The 19,435-nt window shown below is 55.0% G+C and carries 16 protein-coding genes; 9 read left to right on the top strand and 7 right to left on the bottom strand.

Going from position 1 to position 19,435, the window contains the following annotated elements; translation table 11 throughout:
* Positions 1–2 precede the first annotated feature (2 nt).
* The 5 genes from DFO52_RS02660 (at position 3) to pdeR (ending at position 9,635) form a co-directional block, all read left to right on the top strand.
* Positions 3–3,098, top strand: a complete 3,096-nt coding sequence (locus DFO52_RS02660; protein ID WP_133549226.1) for a multidrug efflux RND transporter permease subunit — start codon at positions 3–5, stop codon at positions 3,096–3,098.
* A gap of 270 nt (positions 3,099–3,368) precedes the next feature.
* A complete protein-coding gene (fabI, locus tag DFO52_RS02665; protein ID WP_003856831.1) occupies positions 3,369–4,157 on the top strand; it encodes an enoyl-ACP reductase FabI in 789 nt (262 codons plus the stop codon).
* A gap of 153 nt (positions 4,158–4,310) precedes the next feature.
* The gene (locus DFO52_RS02670) at positions 4,311–5,297 is read left to right on the top strand and encodes a CMD domain-containing protein (RefSeq protein WP_133549228.1); all 987 of its coding nucleotides are present in this window, start codon (positions 4,311–4,313) and stop codon (positions 5,295–5,297) included.
* Between the two features lie 88 nt (positions 5,298–5,385).
* Positions 5,386–7,320 (top strand): exoribonuclease II, encoded by a 1,935-nt coding sequence (locus tag DFO52_RS02675; RefSeq protein WP_045355886.1) that lies wholly within the window; start codon positions 5,386–5,388, stop codon positions 7,318–7,320.
* 323 nt (positions 7,321–7,643) lie between these two features.
* Positions 7,644–9,635, top strand: coding sequence for a cyclic di-GMP phosphodiesterase (gene pdeR / locus DFO52_RS02680; protein WP_133549230.1), 1,992 nt, complete (start codon positions 7,644–7,646; stop codon positions 9,633–9,635).
* Here pdeR and DFO52_RS02685 read toward each other — a convergent pair.
* Positions 9,632–10,501 (bottom strand): crotonase/enoyl-CoA hydratase family protein, encoded by an 870-nt coding sequence (locus tag DFO52_RS02685; protein ID WP_029740521.1) that lies wholly within the window; start codon positions 10,499–10,501, stop codon positions 9,632–9,634. The genes pdeR and DFO52_RS02685 overlap by 4 nt on opposite strands.
* A 193-nt stretch (positions 10,502–10,694) precedes the next feature.
* On the opposite strand from DFO52_RS02685, the gene DFO52_RS02690 reads away from it, so the two are divergent.
* From DFO52_RS02690 to osmB, 3 genes are all read left to right on the top strand, one after another.
* Positions 10,695–10,877 (top strand): hypothetical protein, encoded by a 183-nt coding sequence (locus DFO52_RS02690; protein ID WP_029740522.1) that lies wholly within the window; start codon positions 10,695–10,697, stop codon positions 10,875–10,877.
* 43 nt (positions 10,878–10,920) lie between these two features.
* Positions 10,921–11,673 (top strand): DNA-binding transcriptional regulator YciT, encoded by a 753-nt coding sequence (locus DFO52_RS02695; RefSeq protein WP_023312063.1) that lies wholly within the window; start codon positions 10,921–10,923, stop codon positions 11,671–11,673.
* 263 nt (positions 11,674–11,936) lie between these two features.
* Positions 11,937–12,155, top strand: coding sequence for an osmotically-inducible lipoprotein OsmB (osmB, locus tag DFO52_RS02700; RefSeq protein ID WP_008501216.1), 219 nt, complete (start codon positions 11,937–11,939; stop codon positions 12,153–12,155).
* A 105-nt stretch (positions 12,156–12,260) separates the two neighbouring features.
* Here osmB and yciH read toward each other — a convergent pair whose 3' ends face one another.
* The 5 genes from yciH to pgpB form a co-directional block, all read right to left on the bottom strand.
* Positions 12,261–12,587: a stress response translation initiation inhibitor YciH gene (gene yciH, locus DFO52_RS02705; protein ID WP_023312064.1), complete on the bottom strand. Its 327-nt coding sequence runs from the start codon at positions 12,585–12,587 to the stop codon at positions 12,261–12,263.
* On the bottom strand, positions 12,587–13,324 hold the full coding sequence (gene pyrF, locus DFO52_RS02710; RefSeq protein ID WP_133549232.1) for an orotidine-5'-phosphate decarboxylase: 738 nt from the start codon (positions 13,322–13,324) through the stop codon (positions 12,587–12,589). The genes yciH and pyrF overlap by 1 nt, the downstream gene beginning before the upstream one ends.
* Positions 13,325–13,509: 185 nt before the next feature.
* A complete protein-coding gene (gene lapB, locus DFO52_RS02715) occupies positions 13,510–14,679 on the bottom strand; it encodes a lipopolysaccharide assembly protein LapB (protein WP_023335944.1) in 1,170 nt (389 codons plus the stop codon).
* Positions 14,680–14,685: 6 nt separating this feature from the next.
* Positions 14,686–14,994 (bottom strand): LapA family protein, encoded by a 309-nt coding sequence (locus DFO52_RS02720; RefSeq protein WP_023312067.1) that lies wholly within the window; start codon positions 14,992–14,994, stop codon positions 14,686–14,688.
* A 148-nt stretch (positions 14,995–15,142) separates the two neighbouring features.
* The gene (gene pgpB / locus DFO52_RS02725; RefSeq protein ID WP_121424395.1) at positions 15,143–15,910 is read right to left on the bottom strand and encodes a phosphatidylglycerophosphatase B; all 768 of its coding nucleotides are present in this window, start codon (positions 15,908–15,910) and stop codon (positions 15,143–15,145) included.
* A 197-nt stretch (positions 15,911–16,107) separates the two neighbouring features.
* On the opposite strand from pgpB, the gene ribA reads away from it, so the two are divergent.
* On the top strand, positions 16,108–16,698 hold the full coding sequence (ribA, locus tag DFO52_RS02730; RefSeq protein ID WP_008501210.1) for a GTP cyclohydrolase II: 591 nt from the start codon (positions 16,108–16,110) through the stop codon (positions 16,696–16,698).
* 37 nt (positions 16,699–16,735) lie between these two features.
* Here the strand turns inward: ribA and acnA are convergent, their stop codons facing one another.
* Positions 16,736–19,411: an aconitate hydratase AcnA gene (acnA, locus tag DFO52_RS02735; RefSeq protein ID WP_133549234.1), complete on the bottom strand. Its 2,676-nt coding sequence runs from the start codon at positions 19,409–19,411 to the stop codon at positions 16,736–16,738.
* Positions 19,412–19,435 lie beyond the last annotated feature (24 nt).

The following is a 19,435-nucleotide window of genomic DNA, read 5'->3' on the forward strand; positions in this document are numbered from 1 at the left end:
TAATGCCGCATTTTTTTATTGAACGCCCCGTTTTCGCCTGGGTAGTGGCGCTTTTTATCGTTCTGGCGGGACTTCTGTCTATTCCCCGTTTGCCGGTTGCGCAGTATCCGGCGGTGGCACCGCCGGGAATCATTATTTCCGTCAGTTACCCGGGGGCCAGCCCCGACATCATGAATACGTCGGTGGTGTCATTAATCGAGCGCGAAATCTCTGGCGTAGATAATTTGCTCTACTTTGAATCATCCAGTGACACAACCGGTTCGGCATCGATTACCGTCACGTTTAAACCGGGCACGGATATCAAGCTGGCGCAGATGGATCTGCAGAATCAGATTAAGATCGTCGAGCCTCGTCTACCTCAGGCGGTAAGGCAAAACGGCATTAACGTTGAGGCCGCTAATTCTGGCTTTTTAATGATGGTGGGGCTGAAGTCCGCGACGGGTCAATTTGAGGAAGCCGATTTAAGCGACTATTTTGCCAGAAACGTCAGTGACGAGCTTCGTCGCGTGCCCGGCGTAGGGAAAGTTCAGCTGTTTGGCGGCGAAAAAGCGCTGCGCATCTGGCTGGATCCCATGAAGCTCCATAGCTATGGGCTTTCGGTAAGTGATGTTCTTACCGCCGTTGGCCAGCAAAATGCCCTGGTTTCGCCCGGTAAAACGGGAGATGAGCCAGCATCTGAAGGACAAGGGGTAACGTATCCCATCACCGTAAAGGGACAACTCTCCTCGGTCGAGGCGTTCAGGAATATCACCCTGAAATCTGACGCATCCGGCGCTCGCCTGAAGCTGTCCGACATTGCACGGATTGAGTCTGGCCTGCAAAGCTACGCCTTTGGTATTCGCGAAAATGGCGTGCCCGCAACGGCGGCGGCAATTCAGCTTTCGCCAGGCGCGAATGCAATGAGTACGGCTTCCGGCGTACGGGCGCGCATCGACGAACTTTCCCGGGTGCTACCTGAAGGAATGGCATTTACGATCCCCTTCGACACTGCGCCGTTTGTGAAACTTTCTATCATGAAGGTTGTTCAGACATTTGTGGAAGCAATGGTCCTGGTCTTCCTGGTTATGCTGCTGTTTCTGCACAAGATACGCTGCACGCTTATCCCGGCGATTGTTGCTCCCGTCGCACTTCTTGGCACCTTCACGGTGATGCTATTGAGCGGCTACTCCATCAATATTCTGACGATGTTCGGCATGGTGCTGGCGATAGGGATTATCGTTGATGATGCCATTGTGGTCGTAGAAAACGTTGAACGGCTGATGGAGGAAAAAAGCCTGTCCCCGCGTGACGCCACGCGGCAAGCCATGCAGGAAATCACCCCGGCGATTATTGGCATCACGCTGGTGCTTACCGCCGTCTTTATCCCCATGGGGTTTGCTGAAGGGTCCGTCGGGATTATCTACCGACAATTTTGTATTTCCATGGCGGTTTCCATACTGCTGTCCGCGTTTCTTGCCCTGACGCTGACGCCTGCCCTGTGCGCAACGTTACTCAAGCCGCATAAGGCAGGAAAGAGCGGAGGCGGAAGGTTCGCGGTCGGGTTTAACGCGCGCTTTCGTGCGCTCACCGCCTGTTACGAAGCCGCGCTGGGTGCCGTTCTGAAGCGAACCGGGCGTATGCTGCTCCTGTACGCTGCGCTTTGTGCTGCGCTGTTTCTGGGATTGTCTTCGTTACCGTCGTCCTTTCTGCCGGACGAAGATCAGGGCTACTTTATGTCCTCAATCCAGCTGCCTTCTGATGCCACGATGCAGCGCACCCTCAACGTGGTTAAAAAATTTGAAGAGGAAATTGCGGCCCGGCCGGATATTGAAAGCAACATTATGATCCTGGGGTTTGGGTTTTCAGGTTCAGGACCAAACTCGGCTATGGCCTTCACCACGCTGAAGGACTGGAAAGATCGGCAGGGCTCGACGGCCCAGGGGGAAGCCGACCAGATACAGGCCAGCATGGCGAACATCTCTGATGCCGTCACGATGAGCCTGCTCCCGCCGGCCATTTCGGATATGGGCACTTCGTCGGGCTTCACCTGGTACGTGCAGGACAGAGCGGGACTGGGCTACGAGGCGTTAAAGCGCGCTGCCGACGCGCTGGTCCTGCAGGCCAACCAGCGCCCTGAACTGAGTGACGTGTATATAGACGGGCTTCCGGAAGGAACAAGCCTTGCGCTCCAGGTGGACAGAGAAAAGGCGGAAGCGATGGGCGTCTCATTTGATGAAATCAACCAGACGCTCTCCGTCACCCTGGGCTCAAATTACGTCAATGACTATACGAACAACGGCCGCGTTCAGCAGGTGATTATTCAGGCCGATGCGCCCTACCGAATGCAGCCTGAGCAGATACTGACATTATCAGTGAAAAACCGGATGGGGCAGATGGTGCCGGTATCAACGTTTGCCACGCTTTCCTGGCACGTTGCGCCGCAGCAGTTGACGCGTTATCAGGGATATTCGGCTATTCGCATTACCGGAAGTGCGGCCTCGGGAGCGTCCAGCGGCACCGCAATGAAGGTTATGGAGAGTTTGTCCAGAGATTTACCTCAGGGCATGGCGGGCGAGTGGGCCGGGAGTTCATTGCAGGAGAGAAAATCGGAATCTCAGCTTCCGGGCCTTATCGTCCTGTCGATACTGGTCGTGTTTATGGTGCTCGCCGCCCTGTATGAGAGCTGGTCTATTCCATTTGCGGTCATGCTGGTCGTTCCGCTGGGCCTTATCGGCGCGGTGATAGCGGTGTCCGTTACCGGCATGACAAATGACGTTTTCTTCAAGGTCGGCCTGATTACGCTTATCGGCCTGTCGGCCAAGAACGCCATTCTGATTGTTGAATTTGCGAGGCAGCTCCATCGCCAGGGGCAGCCCCTGCTGGCGGCAACCATTCATGCCGCCGGCCAGCGCCTGCGCCCTATTTTGATGACGTCGTTAGCCTTCACCTTAGGGGTTGTTCCGTTGATGCTGGCCCGTGGGGCGAGCGACAGTACGCAGCATGCCATCGGTACCGGCGTATTTGGCGGCATGATTAGCGGTACGCTTCTCGCCATTTTCTTCGTACCGGTTTTCTTTATCGTCATCGCGCGCTTCATCGACAACCTCAGGAAAGCGTGAATACCCTTGCGGGATCGCGCTTCCTCGCTGGTTGGATGAGGCGAAGCTGTTGCCGGGTGATATACTGGACGAATGCTGAAATTTTGAGCCCCCGCGAGTCCGCGGCGCATTCTTCGGGGCAGGCGTCTTCGGAGAACAGCGAGAAATATCGTGACACAAGGGGCTGTGAGTGGGCTATAATTTCGAGCTAATTTCGAATGATTTTGAAATACTGCCTGTAACGCTATGAATTACAAGGCAAAATTAGCAATGAATATAAGGATTAAAGCTATGGGTTTTCTTTCCGGTAAGCGCATTCTGGTAACTGGCGTTGCCAGCAAACTGTCCATCGCATACGGCATCGCACAGGCAATGCATCGCGAAGGCGCTGAGCTGGCGTTCACCTACCAGAACGACAAGCTGAAAGGCCGTGTTGAAGAGTTTGCCGCGCAGCTGGGTTCCAGCATTGTTCTGGAATGTGACGTTGCACAAGACGAAAGCATCGACGGCATGTTTGCTGAACTGGCAAAAGCATGGCCGAAATTCGACGGTTTCGTTCACTCCATTGGCTTCGCTCCTGGCGACCAGCTGGACGGCGACTACGTGAACGCGGTTACCCGTGATGGCTTCAAAATCGCTCACGACATCAGCTCCTACAGCTTCGTTGCGATGGCGAAATCCTGCCGCGCGATGCTGAACCCGGGCGCAGCCCTGCTGACCCTGTCCTACCTGGGCGCTGAGCGTGCTATCCCTAACTACAACGTTATGGGTCTGGCGAAAGCGTCTCTGGAAGCGAACGTACGCTACATGGCGAACGCAATGGGCCCTGAAGGCGTGCGCGTTAACGCCATCTCTGCAGGTCCTATCCGCACCCTGGCAGCTTCCGGTATTAAAGATTTCCGTAAAATGCTGGCACACTGCGAAGCGGTTACCCCGATTCGTCGTACCGTTACCATTGAAGATGTGGGTAACTCTGCGGCATTCCTGTGCTCTGACCTTTCCGCTGGTATCTCCGGCGAAGTGGTTCACGTTGACGGCGGCTTCAACATCGCTGCAATGAACGAGCTGGAAATTAAATAAGCTGTGACTCTCTTCCCTCCCGGGAAGAGAGTTTTCCCCCCGCACCACCCCTTCGTTATTCCGTTCTGCTATTTGTTATCACCTAACAATATTTTTCCCTTTATCTGCCTTACGCCAGGATATTGATCGCCATTTTGAGATCAAGGAACGCACATGGAACAACGCCGTTTTTCCGGCAAAGGCCACTGGTATCACGAAACCCAGTCAAACCACGCGCAGACAGATGTTCTGCCTCTGGTGCCCGAAGCCGCTAACGTCGACGATCGTTTTTTGCTCGATTTAGCCCTGCCTGATGAGATTGTCGCCGCCTGTTCTGGCTGGCTTACCCCTGCCAGGGCCTTATGCCACCAGCTGTTTCCGCTCTCGATTCCCGTGAACCGCCTGCATACGCTCAGCGCCTACGATAGACTCAGTACCGCGCTAACGGTCGCACAGGCCTGTGGCGTTCAGCGGCTCTGTAACCATTACGCCGCCCTCCTCGCCCCGCTTCCCGGCCCGGACTCCTCGCGCGAAAGTAACCGACGTCTGGCGCAAATTACGCAGTATGCCCGCCAGCTCGCCAGCTCCCCTGATGTCATTGATGATAAAGCGCAGAGCCAGCTTGATGAGGTGGGCCTGTCAACGTATGACATTGTGGTGATAAACCAGATTATCGGGTTTATCGGATTTCAGGCGCGCGTCGTCGCGATTTTTCAGGCGCTGTTGGGACACCCTGTTCGCTGGTTGCCAGGCCATCATATTCAGCCGCAAACTCTGCCCGCGAATCACGCCGCCTGGGTGCCGCTGTTGCCCGTCGTCGAGCTGCGCTATGCGAGTGCGCATCAGCTTGAGTCGCTGTCTCGCTGGCAGGCAGAACCCGCGCTGGAGGCGCTGACGCCGGTCCTTTGCCACGAGCCTTCGCTGCTCGACCTGACCGGAGAGATCCTGTTAAACACCCGCGAAGCGATCCCGCTGACGTCCCCCGCACTTTCGGCGGCGGTCGAACTGCTGACGCGCTCTCCGGACCGCTTCAGCGCCGCGCAGTTTACCCCGCTAACGGATCAAGGACTCCCGGGCGAACATGCCATCATGCTGCTTACCCGAAGCGCGTTTGACGGCTGGCTCAATCGTTTGAAAGTCGCGTTTGGTAAAGAGGAATAACCATACTAATTACCCAAAGAGCGCTTGCTGAGACAGTGAGAATCGCGTAAAACTGTCAGCCGCTCAATGGCTACGAAAATAGAACATTATGTTTCAGGACAACCCGCTGCTAGCGCAGCTTAAACAGCAACTGCATTCCCAGACGCCGCGTGCAGAAGGGGTCGTAAAAGCCACGGAAAAGGGCTTTGGCTTCCTTGAGGTTGACGCGCAGAAAAGCTACTTCATTCCGCCACCGCAGATGAAGAAAGTGATGCATGGCGATCGCGTCATGGCCGTCATTCATACCGAGAAGGACCGCGAGTCTGCCGAGCCGGAAGAACTGATCGAACCGTTCCTGACCCGTTTTGTGGGTAAGGTGCAGAGAAAAGACGATCGTCTTGCTATCGTGCCGGATCATCCCCTGCTGAAAGATGCCATTCCCTGCCGCGCCGCCCGTGGCGTTGAGCATGATTTTAAAGAAGGTGACTGGGCCGTAGCAGAAATGCGCCGTCATCCTCTGAAAGGCGATCGCGGTTTTTATGCTGAGCTGACCCAGTTCATCACCTTTGGCGCCGACCATTTCGTGCCATGGTGGGTCACGCTGGCACGCCACAATCTTGAAAAAGAAGCGCCGAACGGCGTAGCGACCGAGATGCAGGACGAAGGTCTGACGCGCCGCGATCTCACCGCGCTGGAGTTTGTCACCATCGACAGCGCCAGCACGGAAGATATGGATGACGCGCTGTACGCTGAAGAAGGCGCCGATGGCAAACTCCATTTGACCGTCGCCATTGCCGATCCAACCGCCTGGATTGCCGAAGGCAGCAAGCTGGATGACGCCGCGAAAATCCGTGCGTTCACTAACTACCTGCCAGGCTTCAACATTCCGATGCTGCCGCGCGAATTGTCAGACGATCTCTGCTCGCTGCGTCCAAACGAAGTGCGCCCGGTCCTTGCCTGCCGCATGACTATCGCCGCAGATGGCGCGATTGAAGACGATATCGAGTTCTTTGCCGCCACCATCGAATCGAAAGCCAAGCTGGCCTACGATAACGTCTCCGACTGGCTTGAAAATACCGGTAGCTGGAAACCTGAATCAGACGCCATTGCCGCGCAAATCCGTCTGCTGCATCGCATCTGCCTGAACCGCGGCGAATGGCGTAAAACCCATGCGCTGGTGTTCAAAGACCGCCCGGACTATCGCTTTGTTCTGGGCGAGAAAGGCGAAGTGCTGGACATCGTGGCCGAACCGCGACGCATTGCGAACCGCATCGTTGAAGAGGCGATGATTTCCGCCAATATCTGTGCCGCACGCGTGCTGCGCGACAAGCTGGGCTTTGGCATTTACAACGTCCACACCGGGTTTGATCCGGCGAATACCGAAGCGCTGGCGGCCCTGCTGAAGACTCACGATGTGCACGTTGATCCGGAAGAAGTGCTGACGCTGCCGGGCTTCTGCAAGCTTCGTCGCGAACTGGACGCGCAACCGTCGGGTTTCCTGGACAGCCGCATTCGTCGCTTCCAGTCCTTCGCTGAAATCAGCACCGAACCTGGCCCGCACTTTGGTCTTGGCCTCGAAGCTTACGCCACCTGGACATCGCCGATCCGTAAGTATGGCGATATGGTCAACCACCGTCTGCTGAAAGCGATTATCAAAGGTGAAACCATTGCCCGTCCTCAGGAGGACACCACGCTGCAGATGGCCGATCGCCGCCGCCTGAACCGCATGGCGGAACGTGACGTTGGAGACTGGCTGTACGCGCGCTTCCTGCAGGATAAAGCCGGTACGGACACCCGTTTCGCCGCAGAGATCATCGATATCAGCCGAGGGGGGATGCGCGTCCGTCTGGTCGATAACGGTGCTGTCGCGTTTATTCCTGCGCCGTTCCTGCATGCGGTTCGTGACGAAATGGTCTGTAGCCAGGAAAACGGTACCGTGCAAATTAAAGGTGAAACAGTTTACAAAGTCACCGACGTGATTGACGTTACTATCGCCGAAGTTCGCATGGAAACCCGCAGTATTATCGCGCGCCCTGTCGCCTGATAACCGGTTCAATTGTCGGTCTTTTCCTTTCCGGAAGGGCCGGCAATTTTTCTTTTTATCCCCGCCACAAAATCATTATTTTTCCTTACTATTTTCAGTATCCCTTCGCCCAAAACCGCCATAATTATCTACAGTAAAAGAGTGTTGTTATATTCGGTTACGTGAATTTCTATACGCTCAGTATCCTTTTTCACCTGACTCGTTTTATTATAAGAAAGCAGGGAAAAACAACAGGTTCACTTCGGTTTTGCCGCTGTTTCTCAACGGAAAAGTCGACAGCAAATGAATAATTTGTGCGCTAATGAACAGCTGCGGGAGAAAACATGATGGACGATCTGGAGCAGAATTTGCTGTTTCGCTACATGGGGACTCACAGCCCGTGGTGGCGCCTGTCAGCTGACAGCAACGCTCTGCACCTTTCCACCAGCGAAAATGCCGATGTCACTCAGGTCGTGGCGCTGGACGATGAACAGGCCGATCTCATCCGTCATTTAACCGTTATTACCTCCAGCATTTCCATGTCGCTCTCCCTGTACGGGGAAGATGTCACGGTTCATCTTGTGGGCCGCAAAATTACCCGCAACGAGTGGGCAGGCACCGCTTCCGCCTGGAACGATACGCCCTCGGTGGCGCGCGATCTGGCTCAGGGGCTCTCTTTCGCGGAACAGGTTGTCTCAGAGGCCAACTCCGTCATTGTTATTCTCGATCGGCACGGCAATATTCAGCGTTTTAACCGGCTTAGCGAAGAGTACACCGGCCTGAAAGAGCAGGAAGTCATTGGTCAGAACGTATTTAAGCTGTTTATGAGCCGCAGCGAAGCGGCAGCCTCAAAGCGCAATATTACCGGTTTTTTTCGCAACGGCAGCTCCTACGAAGTCGAACGCTGGATCAAAACGCGTAAAGGGCAGCGGCTGTTTCTGTTCAGAAACAAATTCGTGCACAGCGGCAGCGGTAAAAATGAAATTTTCCTTATCTGTTCCGGGACCGATATTACCGAGGAGCGCCGCGCTCAGGAGCGGCTGCGCGTGCTGGCCAATACCGATACCATCACCGGCCTGCCAAACCGCAATGCGATCCACGACCTGATTTCTGACGCCATCGACAACCGCGGCGACACGCAGGTGGGCGTGGTGTATCTCGATCTGGATAACTTTAAAAAGGTCAACGATGCTTACGGTCATATGTTTGGCGATCAGCTGTTACAGGCCGTCGCCCTCGCCATTTTAAGCTGCCTGGACGAGGAACAGGTGCTGGCGCGACTTGGCGGCGATGAGTTTATCGTCATGGCTACCAATACCTCTCAGGGCTCTCTGGAGGCGATGGCGTCGCGCATTTTAACCCGCCTGCGCCAGCCGTTCCGAATCGGTCTGATTGAGATTTATACCGGCTGCTCCCTGGGTATCGCCCTCGCCCCGCAGCACGGGAACGACCGGGAAAGCGTTATTCGCAACGCCGATACCGCCATGTACACTGCCAAAGAGAACGGCCGGGGCAAGTTCTGCGTCTTCTCACCCGAGATGAACCAGCGCGTGTTTGAGTATCTCTGGCTGGATACCAACCTGCGCAAGGCACTGGATAACGATCAGCTTCTGATCCACTATCAGCCGAAAATAACCTGGCGCGGAGAAGTCAGAAGCCTCGAAGCGCTGGTCCGCTGGCAATCACCAGAACGCGGCCTGATCCCGCCGCTGGAGTTTATCTCTTATGCCGAGGAGTCGGGGTTGATTGTGCCGCTGGGCCGCTGGGTGATGCTCGACGTGGTTCGCCAGGTGGCGAAATGGCGCGATAAGGGAATAAACCTGCGCGTGGCGGTGAACGTCTCTGCACGCCAGCTGGCCGACCAGACCATCTTCAGCGACTTAAAGCAGGCGCTGAAGGATCTGAATTTTGAATACTGCCCGGTCGACGTTGAGTTGACCGAAAGCTGTCTTATCGAAAATGAAGAGCTGGCGCTGTCCGTGATCCAGCAGTTCAGCCGACTCGGGGCGCAAATTCATCTGGATGATTTTGGCACCGGCTACTCTTCCCTTTCTCAGCTGGCACGTTTCCCTATCGACGCCATTAAGCTCGATCAATCTTTCGTCAGGGATATTCATAAGCAGTCTATTTCCCAGTCACTGGTGCGCGCTATCGTCGCGGTGGCGCAGGCGTTAAATCTGCAGGTGATTGCCGAAGGTGTGGAAAATGCAAAAGAAGACGCCTTTCTGACCAAGAACGGCGTCAACGAACGGCAGGGTTTTCTGTTTGCTAAGCCGATGCCCGCTGCCGCATTCGAGCGATGGCTAAAACGATATCAAGCGCGAAATCAACGTTAACTGGCTTTACGCAGGCCCGCCGCGTGATGGCGGTTTTGCAGCGTGACCAGACGCTCCATGTAGGCGATATCTTTCGGCTCTAGGCAGAAAGCGGCATCTACCCAGTCTTCCGTGATGTCCATCAGTTCACTGCGGGGCAATTGCAGAACGCGCGTACGGGCGCGCAGCATCGCCCTTACGCCATTCAGTTTTGGCCGCAGCGTATCGATGAAGGTTCGGGTGGAAACATAGCTTTGTCCGGGTTCAAACAGGACATCCGCCAGACCGTGCTGTTCGTACCATTCAGCCGTATGGGATTCCCCTTTGTAGATGAGTTCCTCCGCCAGCTTCATGCCTGCACGGCGTGCAACCAGGGAATATCCTCCCATCCCCGGAAACAGGTTGAAGGCAATCTCCGGGAAACCTAAACGGGCATCGCGCTGAGCCAGGACGAAATGGTGTGCCAGAGCGGCCTCAAACCCGCCCCCTAACGCACTGCCTTCGACCATTGCCAGAGTGATGGCTCCCGTATCAAACCCCCGCGAGGCCGCATGGACGCAATCAACGCAGGCGCGAGCGTACGCCCGTAACGCTTCCCGACGTCCGTTCTGAATGCACTCGACGAAGAACTGTAAATCCCCGCCGGCATTGTACATCTCGGGAACCAGCGATCCGGTTACCCAAAAATCAACCGCAAACCCAGACTGGCGAACCAGCCATGAAAAGTTCATGATCTCCTCTATTAACGCATGGTTAAAGCAAGGACGTGGCTGAGCCCGCAGCATCATCCAGACCGTGTGACGCTCCGCCTCGTAATACCCTGACAGCTGCGTGAACCGTTCAGTATCGGTAAACAGTGTGCAGGTAGGCTGATTGATAACTGTCATAGTCTAATTCCTCTTATAAAAAAGCGCCTTGCGCGCAGTTTTAGACTAATCCACTCATTAAGCCTGCTGCATGAGGGGGAATAAATTTATCACTTACGTTTATGTAATTTAGTTATTGCATTTTTTCCCTTCTCTTTTGATCCTATTTTCTGCATCATTGAAAATATTAACTTTTCGCGCCTGGGGTGAGATTATGTCGACTATTGACGCACAAGCTGTAGCACAACGAATTGATACCGTGCTGGATATCCTGGTGGCGGGCGATTATCACTCTGCTATCCGTAATCTCGAGATCCTGAAGTCTGAACTTCTTGCTCAGAATGGTGCTGACAATGCGCCAGAAAACGGACAGCCAAAAGCGCCGTGGGAAGTTTAATCCCACCGTCTCCGACCTCGTTTCGCTTTATTAAATGGATGCTATGAATTCCCGACAACAACTCATTTTGCAGATGGTCATCGATCAGGGACGCGTAAGCGTAGTCGATCTCGCTAAAACCACCGGCGTGTCTGAAGTTACCATCCGTCAGGATCTTAATCTGCTGGAAAAACAGAGCTACCTGCGTCGCGCGCACGGATATGCTGTCCCGCTGGACAGTGACGACGTCGAAACGCGCATGATGAATAACTACGCGCTCAAACGTGAACTGGCGGAATTTGCCGCGTCCCTGGTGAACAACGGCGAGACCGTCTTTATTGAAAACGGCAGCAGTAATGCCCTTCTGGCGCGCACGCTTGCCGATCAAAAAGACGTTACCATCATCACCGTCAGCAGCTATATCGCGCATTTGCTCAAAGAGACGCGCTGCGAGGTGATTCTGCTCGGCGGTATTTACCAGAAAAAAAGTGAAAGCATGGTAGGCCCGCTGACCCGTCAGTATGTCCAGCAGGTTCATTTCAGCAAGGCCTTTATTGGGATTGACGGCTGGCAGCCGGAGACAGGTTTTACCGGCCGGGATATGATGCGCTCTGACGTGGTGAATGCCGTGCTGGAAAAAGAGTGTGAAGCCATTGTGCTCACCGACAGTTCTAAATTTGGCGCCGTTCACCCTTATACGATGGGCCCCGTTTCACGCTTTAGCCGCGTGATTACCGATGAAAGATTGAGCGACGCGCACCGTAATAAGCTGGAGGATGACGGGCTGATTGTCAATATTATTAAAACGACCGCCTGAGTCCCCTCCGCGCCCGAATTTCGGGCGCATACGCCCTTCTTTCTCTGAGATGATTCCTGGTACTTCTTTAAGAGTTTTTACCTGTTTAACCTGCATTAAAGTCGTAAAATTAATGTTAGCGATATAACAGGAAGTGACTATCACCTGCGTGATTACGTAACGCCTGCGCGACCAGCTTTCACGGAGAACAGAATTAAGTATTCGATTCGTCTATACTTAACGTGTACATCTTTCCGTGAATCGATAATTCAGGAGAAAGTATTATGACCTTAACCAGCAAAAAATTAGCCGCCGCTGTTCTGGCAATCACTGTAGCAATGTCCCTGAGCGCGTGCTCTAACTGGTCTAAACGTGACCGTAACACCGCTATTGGTGCCGGTGCCGGTGCTCTCGGTGGTGCAGTATTAACGGATGGTAGTACGCTGGGTACATTAGGTGGCGCTGCTGTCGGTGGTATTATCGGTCACCAGGTTGGCAAATAATTATTATCTAAGCCTTCCCCGGTATTGCGATATTTGAACGCATTTCAGGTCTGACATACGCACGTATATAACACGAGCCACGGCATTTGCCGTGGCTCATTTATCCTAACCGCCTGCCAGTTTGACTTTCATACCTTTGGCTTCCAGCAGAGATTTTATTAAATCGCGCTTATCTCCCTGGATTTCAATAATGCCGTCTTTCACGGCGCCGCCGCAGCCACATTTCTTTTTTAACTCGGCCGCCAGCTTTGCCAGTTCAGCATCATCCAGGTCAATGCCGGAGATAAGGCAAACCCCTTTCCCTTTTCGTCCACTGGTTTGACGCTGGATCCGAACGATACCGTCCCCCTTTGGACGTTCCACTTTCGCTTTCGGCTCGTCTATACGCCCGCTATCGGTTGAATAGACCAGACGGCTGTTGGAATCGGTCATTAGGCCCCCTTTTTCAGCGATGCGTTGATAGCCTTAAGCGTCTCGGCCGGGTTGGCAGACTGCGTTACCGGGCGCCCGATGACCATGTAGTCAACGCCAGCAGCCAGCGCCTGCTCAGGCGTCATAATGCGGCGCTGATCGCCCACGTCACTACCTGCAGGGCGGATCCCCGGCGTAACCAGTTTAAAATCCTTGCCCAGCGCTGATTTGAAACGTACCGCTTCCTGCGCGGAGCAAACAACACCATCCAGGCCGCAATGCTGCGTCAGACGTGCGAGACGTTCGGCATGCTCGGCGGGTGACAACGTCACGCCCAGGTCGCGAAGATCGTTTTCGTCCATACTGGTCAGCACCGTGACCGCAATCAGCAGCGGTGCATCTTTACCGAACGGCAGGAGCGCCTCGCGGGCGCCCGTCATCATTCTTGCCCCACCCGATGCATGGACGTTGACCATCCATACGCCCAGCTCTGCGGCTGCGGCAACGGCGTGCGCCGTGGTATTCGGGATATCGTGGAATTTCAGGTCGAGGAAAACGTCAAAGCCGCGCTGCTGCAGATCGCGAACGATTTGCGGTCCAAACAGCGTGAACATCTCTTTGCCAACTTTCAGACGGCAGTCGCGAGGGTCGATGCCGTCGACAAACGCCAGTGCGGCGTCACGCTTATTGTAATCAAGCGCAACAACAACAGGAGAATCCGTAATTACGCGGGAAGTGGAGGATGTAACAGACGTCATGACCAGCCCTTTTCGTCTATGGGCGCGCAGCGGCGCGGAACAGATAAACGGCCAGCATTCTACCTGCCGACGCCGCAAATTGACAGGATCCATTTACGCGCCTGCCAGGCCGACAAACCGCACGGAGTTCAGGATATGGGAAAAACGATCAGTATGTTGTAACTAAAATGCGGCGTTTTAAAAAATTACTGCCCGTCCAGGCCACGGATTGGCTTGATGGTGGACCAGGCGCGGCAGGAAGGACAGTGCCAGTAGAGCGTATACGCGGTAAAACCGCACTTCTGGCAACGATAGCGCGGCTTGCTGCGCACCTGCTCGCCAACCATGTCGCGCAGCACCATCAGGCTCTCTTTGGCGCGCCCTTCTTCAGCATCGTTCAGGTGGTAATCCATCAGCTTATGGAACACCCGCATGGTCGGATGGCGCTGCAGCTGACGCGTAATATAAACCTGCGCGGTGTCGCTTCCCTCATACTGCTCAACAACGTCTGAGAGCATCAGTTCAGCGGTGGCGCCGGTATTCTCTTCCACGCAGCGACGCAGGAATGCTACCCACTCTTCCTGCTTGTCGAGCTGTTGATAGCAGGTTTGCAGCATTTCCAGCGTTTCACTGACCAGCTCTTTGTCCTGGTCGATAACCCGCAGCAGGCTTTCAACGGCTTTGGCGTAGTCGCCATTCGCCATAAAGACGCGCCCCATCATGATGGAGATTCGCGCGCTGTTGCGGTCCGCGGCGGCGCCTTTCTTCAGCAGCGCCATGGCTTTATCCATGTCGTCGTTGCCCATCTGCTGAAGCGCAAGCTCACAGTAGAAATGGGCTATCTCAACGCGCTGCTTATCTTTACCCAGCTTCACCAGACGTTCAGCGGTATCAATGGCTTTCTGCCAGTCGCTGGTGGCCTGATAAATCTGCAGGAGCTGCTGCAGCGCGCCGATGCGGAAATCTGTTTCATCCACCAGCTGCGCGAACATATCTTCAGCGCGATCGTACAACCCCGCGGCCATGTAATCCCGCCCCAGCTGTTGCACCGCAAGGAGACGTTGATCGTAGGTCAGCGAGGCGCTTTCCATCAGGGTCTGGTGAATACGTATGGCGCGATCGACCTCGCCGCGCGAGCGGAACAGGTTGCCCAGGGTGAGATGCGCTTCAACCGTCCCCGTATCCTCTTTCAGCATATCGAGGAACAGGTCTACAGCTTTGTCCTGCTGATTGCTCAGGAGGAAGTTCACCCCCGCAACGTAGTCGCGGGAGAGGCGGTTGGCCTCATCCTGTTTTGTTTGTTGCGCACTTCTGCGGCCCATATACCAGCCATAGGCTGCGGCTACAGGCAAAAGCAGAAACAACAACTCCAGCATAGTCGATTATTCCTTCACGACCGGCACACCAGAGCTTTCCGGGATGTCAGACGCAGGGGCAATGTTATTTTCGAGTCGCTTAATTTTACGTTCAGCGCGCGCAAGAGAAACACGGACTTTCAGCCAGAACAGACCGCAAACCAGCCAGCCAATGGCAAAGCCAGCAGCAAATAAGACCGCCAGCAGGCTCGAGACGCGATACTCACCCTGAGCCAGCAGATAGTTAAACGTCACCTGCTGATCGTTTTGTGCACCCAACGTGACTGAAATGACAAAAATCGCCAATACCAGTAAGAAAATGAGTAAATATTTCACATTACTTCCCGTTATGTGGTTCAAGCGAATAAAGTGTGTTCAACTCACCGCAATCAGCCTTATAAACTACCATTTTAGCGACGAGCGCGAAACGGAAAAAGTGACGCGCAGGTCATGGATCTATGGGCAAAATACGGAATATCAACCGTCAGGCGTCGGTTTGGTCCCTTTCGGCTATTTCTTCTTTCTCTTCCGGCGGTGGCGTTAGCGGGCCGCAGAATCGTTCAGCAAGCCAGGTGGCCAGCGTCACCAGCAGCCATGAGATCAGCGTGGCGACCACCAGATCCCGCGGCCAGTGCATCCCCAGCAGCAAGCGGCTGCCCATTACCCCTGTCGCCCAAACCAGTAACACCGCGATGGTGATCGTGCGACGCCTCGGCCAAAGCAGCCCGACCCCCAGCAGCGCCCAGCTGGCCGCAAACATGGTATGACCGGAAGGAAACGCAAACCCGGTCTCTTTCTGCCAGTGTTTACGCAGGAATTTTGGAATATCTTCCTGTTCCGCAAGCTGTTCTTTCACCAGCGCGCCGCGATCTTTACGCTTTAAAGTGTAGAACTCATCCACCGGAACATGGTGTGCTTTTTCCAGCCAGACGACAAACGGCCTTGGCTCCTGAACGTTGTCTTTTACCCATGACTTCAGGCCCTGACCAATAACGATTGCCCCACCGAGGATAGCAAAGAGCATCAGCGCCGCACGCAGTCGAAAGCGCAGGCACCACAGAAACCAGCCGCAGAGGATGACGTGGGTAATAATGCCCCAGGGCTGGGTGACCGTTTCCGTAACCCAGTACAATGTTTTAAGCCACGTAGCATTCTGCCCGGGCTGCCACATCCAGCCGGATACCCAAACGGCCAAAGGCATAATCAGTAAAATGGCCGCGCCTGCTGCCGTACGTCTGGCGATTGAAAGCATGTCTTCTCCTTTTTCGCTAAGCGTCACAATCATAACTGAAATTAATCCTTTGGGTGGATATGTCGGATCGTGCGTTTAACGTTCATATAGCATGGTGCCCATTAGGCGAACCTGCTGAGCTTGTGGCAAAATGAACTGATACAGAAAGCAAAACAGGGCAAAGGCACGAAACGTGTCAGCCTACTCTGGAGAATCACATGCAGCTTAAACGTGTGGCAGAAGCCAAACTGCCAACCCCATGGGGCGATTTCCTGATGGTGGGTTTTGAAGAACTGGCAACCGGACAGGATCATGTCGCGCTGGTATATGGCGACATTTCAGGGCAGACGCCGGTTCTGTCCCGCGTCCATTCTGAGTGTCTTACCGGCGACGCGCTGTTCAGCCTGCGCTGTGATTGTGGTTTCCAGCTGGAAGCCGCCCTGTCTCATATTGCAGAAGAAGGTCGCGGTGTGCTGCTTTATCACCGTCAGGAAGGTCGTAATATTGGTCTCCTGAATAAAATCCGCGCCTACGCGCTTCAGGATCAGGGCTACGATACGGTTGAAGCAAACCATCAGCTTGGCTTTGCCGCTGACGAACGCGACTTCACTCTGTGCGCCGATATGTTCAAGCTGCTGGGCGTGGACGAAGTTCGTCTGCTGACCAATAACCCAAAAAAAGTGGAGATCCTGACCGAAGCGGGGATCAACATCGTCGAGCGCGTACCGCTGATTGTCGGCCGCAACCCGAAAAACGCCCACTACCTGGATACCAAAGCCGCCAAAATGGGCCATCTGCTGAAAGAGTGATACTAAAAAGCCCGGCACGCGCGCCGGGCTTGTTTCATCAGTCCAGCATCTTACGAATCACATAATGTAAAATGCCGTCGTTCTGGTAATAGGTCAGCTCGGTTGCCGTATCAATACGGCACCGGCAATCCAGCACCTCGATTTTCCCGTCTGCCCGCGTTAACTTCACCGGCACCGTTTTCCCCGGCTGCAGGTTTTGCAGACCGCTAATCTCAATCTGCTCTTCCCCGGTCAGTCCCAGCGTTTTACGCGTCACGCCCTGCGGGAACTCAAGCGGCAGGATCCCCATACCGATCAGATTCGAGCGATGAATACGTTCAAACGATTCGGCGATAACCACGCGAACGCCAAGCAGACGCGGACCTTTCGCCGCCCAGTCGCGGCTGGAGCCGGAACCGTACTCTTTCCCGGCGATCACCGCCAGCGGTGTTCCTTCCTGTTGATATTTGACCGCAGCATCATAAATCGAAACCACTTCCGTCCCCGGCAGATGGCGCGTCATGCCCCCTTCCACGCCCGGTACCATTTCGTTACGAATGCGAATGTTGGCAAAGGTCCCGCGCATCATGACCTCATGATTGCCGCGACGCGAGCCGTAGGAGTTAAAATCGCGGCGTTCGACGCCCCGGCTCTGTAGATAACGGCCTGCCGGGCTATCGGCTTTGATACTCCCCGCCGGAGAGATATGGTCGGTCGTGACGGAATCTCCCAGCATCGCCAGTATGCGCGCGCCGTGGATATCCTTAAGCGGTGCCGGCTCGGCCAGCATCTCGTCAAAGAACGGCGACAGACGAATATAGGTCGAGTCATCCTGCCAGTCGTAGGTATCTGAGCCCACGACGTTGATGGTTTTCCACTCCGGCGTGCCTTCAAAGACCTCCGCATACTCTTTGCGGAACATCTCGGTTGAGACCTTTTCAACGGCCAGCGCGATTTCACGCGAAGATGGCCAGATATCTTTCAGGTAGACAGGATCATTCTTGCGATCGTGACCAATTGGATCGGTCGCCAGGTTGATATTCATGTTCCCTGCAAGGGCATACGCCACAACCAGCGGCGGCGAGGCGAGCCAGTTGGTTTTCACCAGCGGGTGAATACGCCCTTCAAAATTTCGGTTACCGGACAGGACCGCGCCTACCGTCAGGTCACCCTGCTTGATCGCCGTTTCAATGGGTTCAGGCAGCGGACCGGAGTTACCAATACAGGTCGTACAGCCGTAGCCCACGAGGTTAAAGCCCAGCTCGTCAAGGTACGGCGTCAGTTTGGCCTGCGCCAGGTAATCCGATACCACTTTGGAACCCGGTGCCAGCGAGGCCTTGACCCATGGCTGAGGTTTTAGCCCAAGCTCTACCGCCTTTTTCGCCAACAGACCGGCCGCCATTAATACGCTGGGGTTCGAGGTGTTGGTGCAGGAGGTAATGGCCGCAATAACAACCGCGCCATCCGGGAGCTGATACTGATGTCCGTTCAGAACATAGTCGACCGGACGGTGGTCTTTCTGCGCCACGTTCACTTCCAGGGCATTGCTGGCGGCAAAGGCTTTTGGCACGTCACTCAGCGCAACCCGATCCTGCGGACGTTTAGGCCCGGCGAGGCTCGCCTCGACGCTTCCCATATCGAGCTCAAGCGTGCTGGTGAAGACCGGTTCATCGCCCGGGTTTCGCCACATGCCCTGCACTTTGGTATAGGCCTCCACCAGCGCGACCTGCTCTTCGCTGCGCCCGCTAAGGCGCATGTACTCCAGCGTGACGTCATCGATGGGGAAAAAGCCGCAGGTTGCACCGTATTCCGGCGCCATATTGGCAATGGTGGCACGGTCGGCAAGCGGCAGCGAATCCAGACCATCACCGTAGAATTCTACAAACTTGCCCACCACACCATGCTTACGCAGCATCTGGGTGACGGTGAGCACTAGATCGGTGGCGGTAATGCCTTCAGACAGCTTGCCGGTGAGCTTGAAGCCCACCACGTCAGGGATAAGCATGGACACCGGCTGGCCGAGCATGGCCGCTTCCGCTTCGATCCCCCCGACGCCCCAGCCCAGCACGCCCAAACCGTTGATCATGGTGGTATGAGAGTCCGTGCCCACCAGCGTGTCCGGATAGGCGACCCACTCTTTATCCTGCAATTCACTCCAGACGGCTTTACCCAGATATTCAAGATTCACCTGGTGACAAATACCGGTACCCGGCGGGACCACGCTAAACCGGCTGAACGCCTGCTGCCCCCACTTCAGGAACACGTAGCGCTCGTGGTTGCGCTCCATCTCCAGACGCACGTTCTCGCCAAAGGCGTCGTCATCACCAAAGCGGTCAACGGTTACGGAGTGGTCAATGACGAGGTCAACGGGGGAAAGCGGATTCACTTTTGCCGTATCTCCGCCGAGACGCTTAACGGCCTCGCGCATCGCGGCTAAATCAACGACGGCAGGAACACCGGTAAAGTCCTGCATCAGCACCCTGGCCGGGCGGTAGGCGATTTCTCTGTCGGCATGGGCATTTTCTAGCCACCCTGCCAGCGCCTGGATATCATCGAGGGTGACAGAGTCACCGTCCTGCCAGCGCAATAGGTTTTCCAGTAAAACTTTCAATGACTTGGGTAAACGCGAAATGTCCCCAAGCGTTCTGGCAGCCAGCGGCAGGCTGTAGTAATGCCAGGTTTTATTTTCTGCCTGTAACGTGTCCTTACTGGCTTCGCGTAGGGTTAACGACATAAGCTCCTCCTTAATCACAGAGAT

The sequence above is a fragment of the Enterobacter sp. AG326 genome (assembly GCF_004362415.1).
Taxonomy (GTDB): Bacteria; Pseudomonadota; Gammaproteobacteria; order Enterobacterales; family Enterobacteriaceae; genus Enterobacter; species Enterobacter asburiae.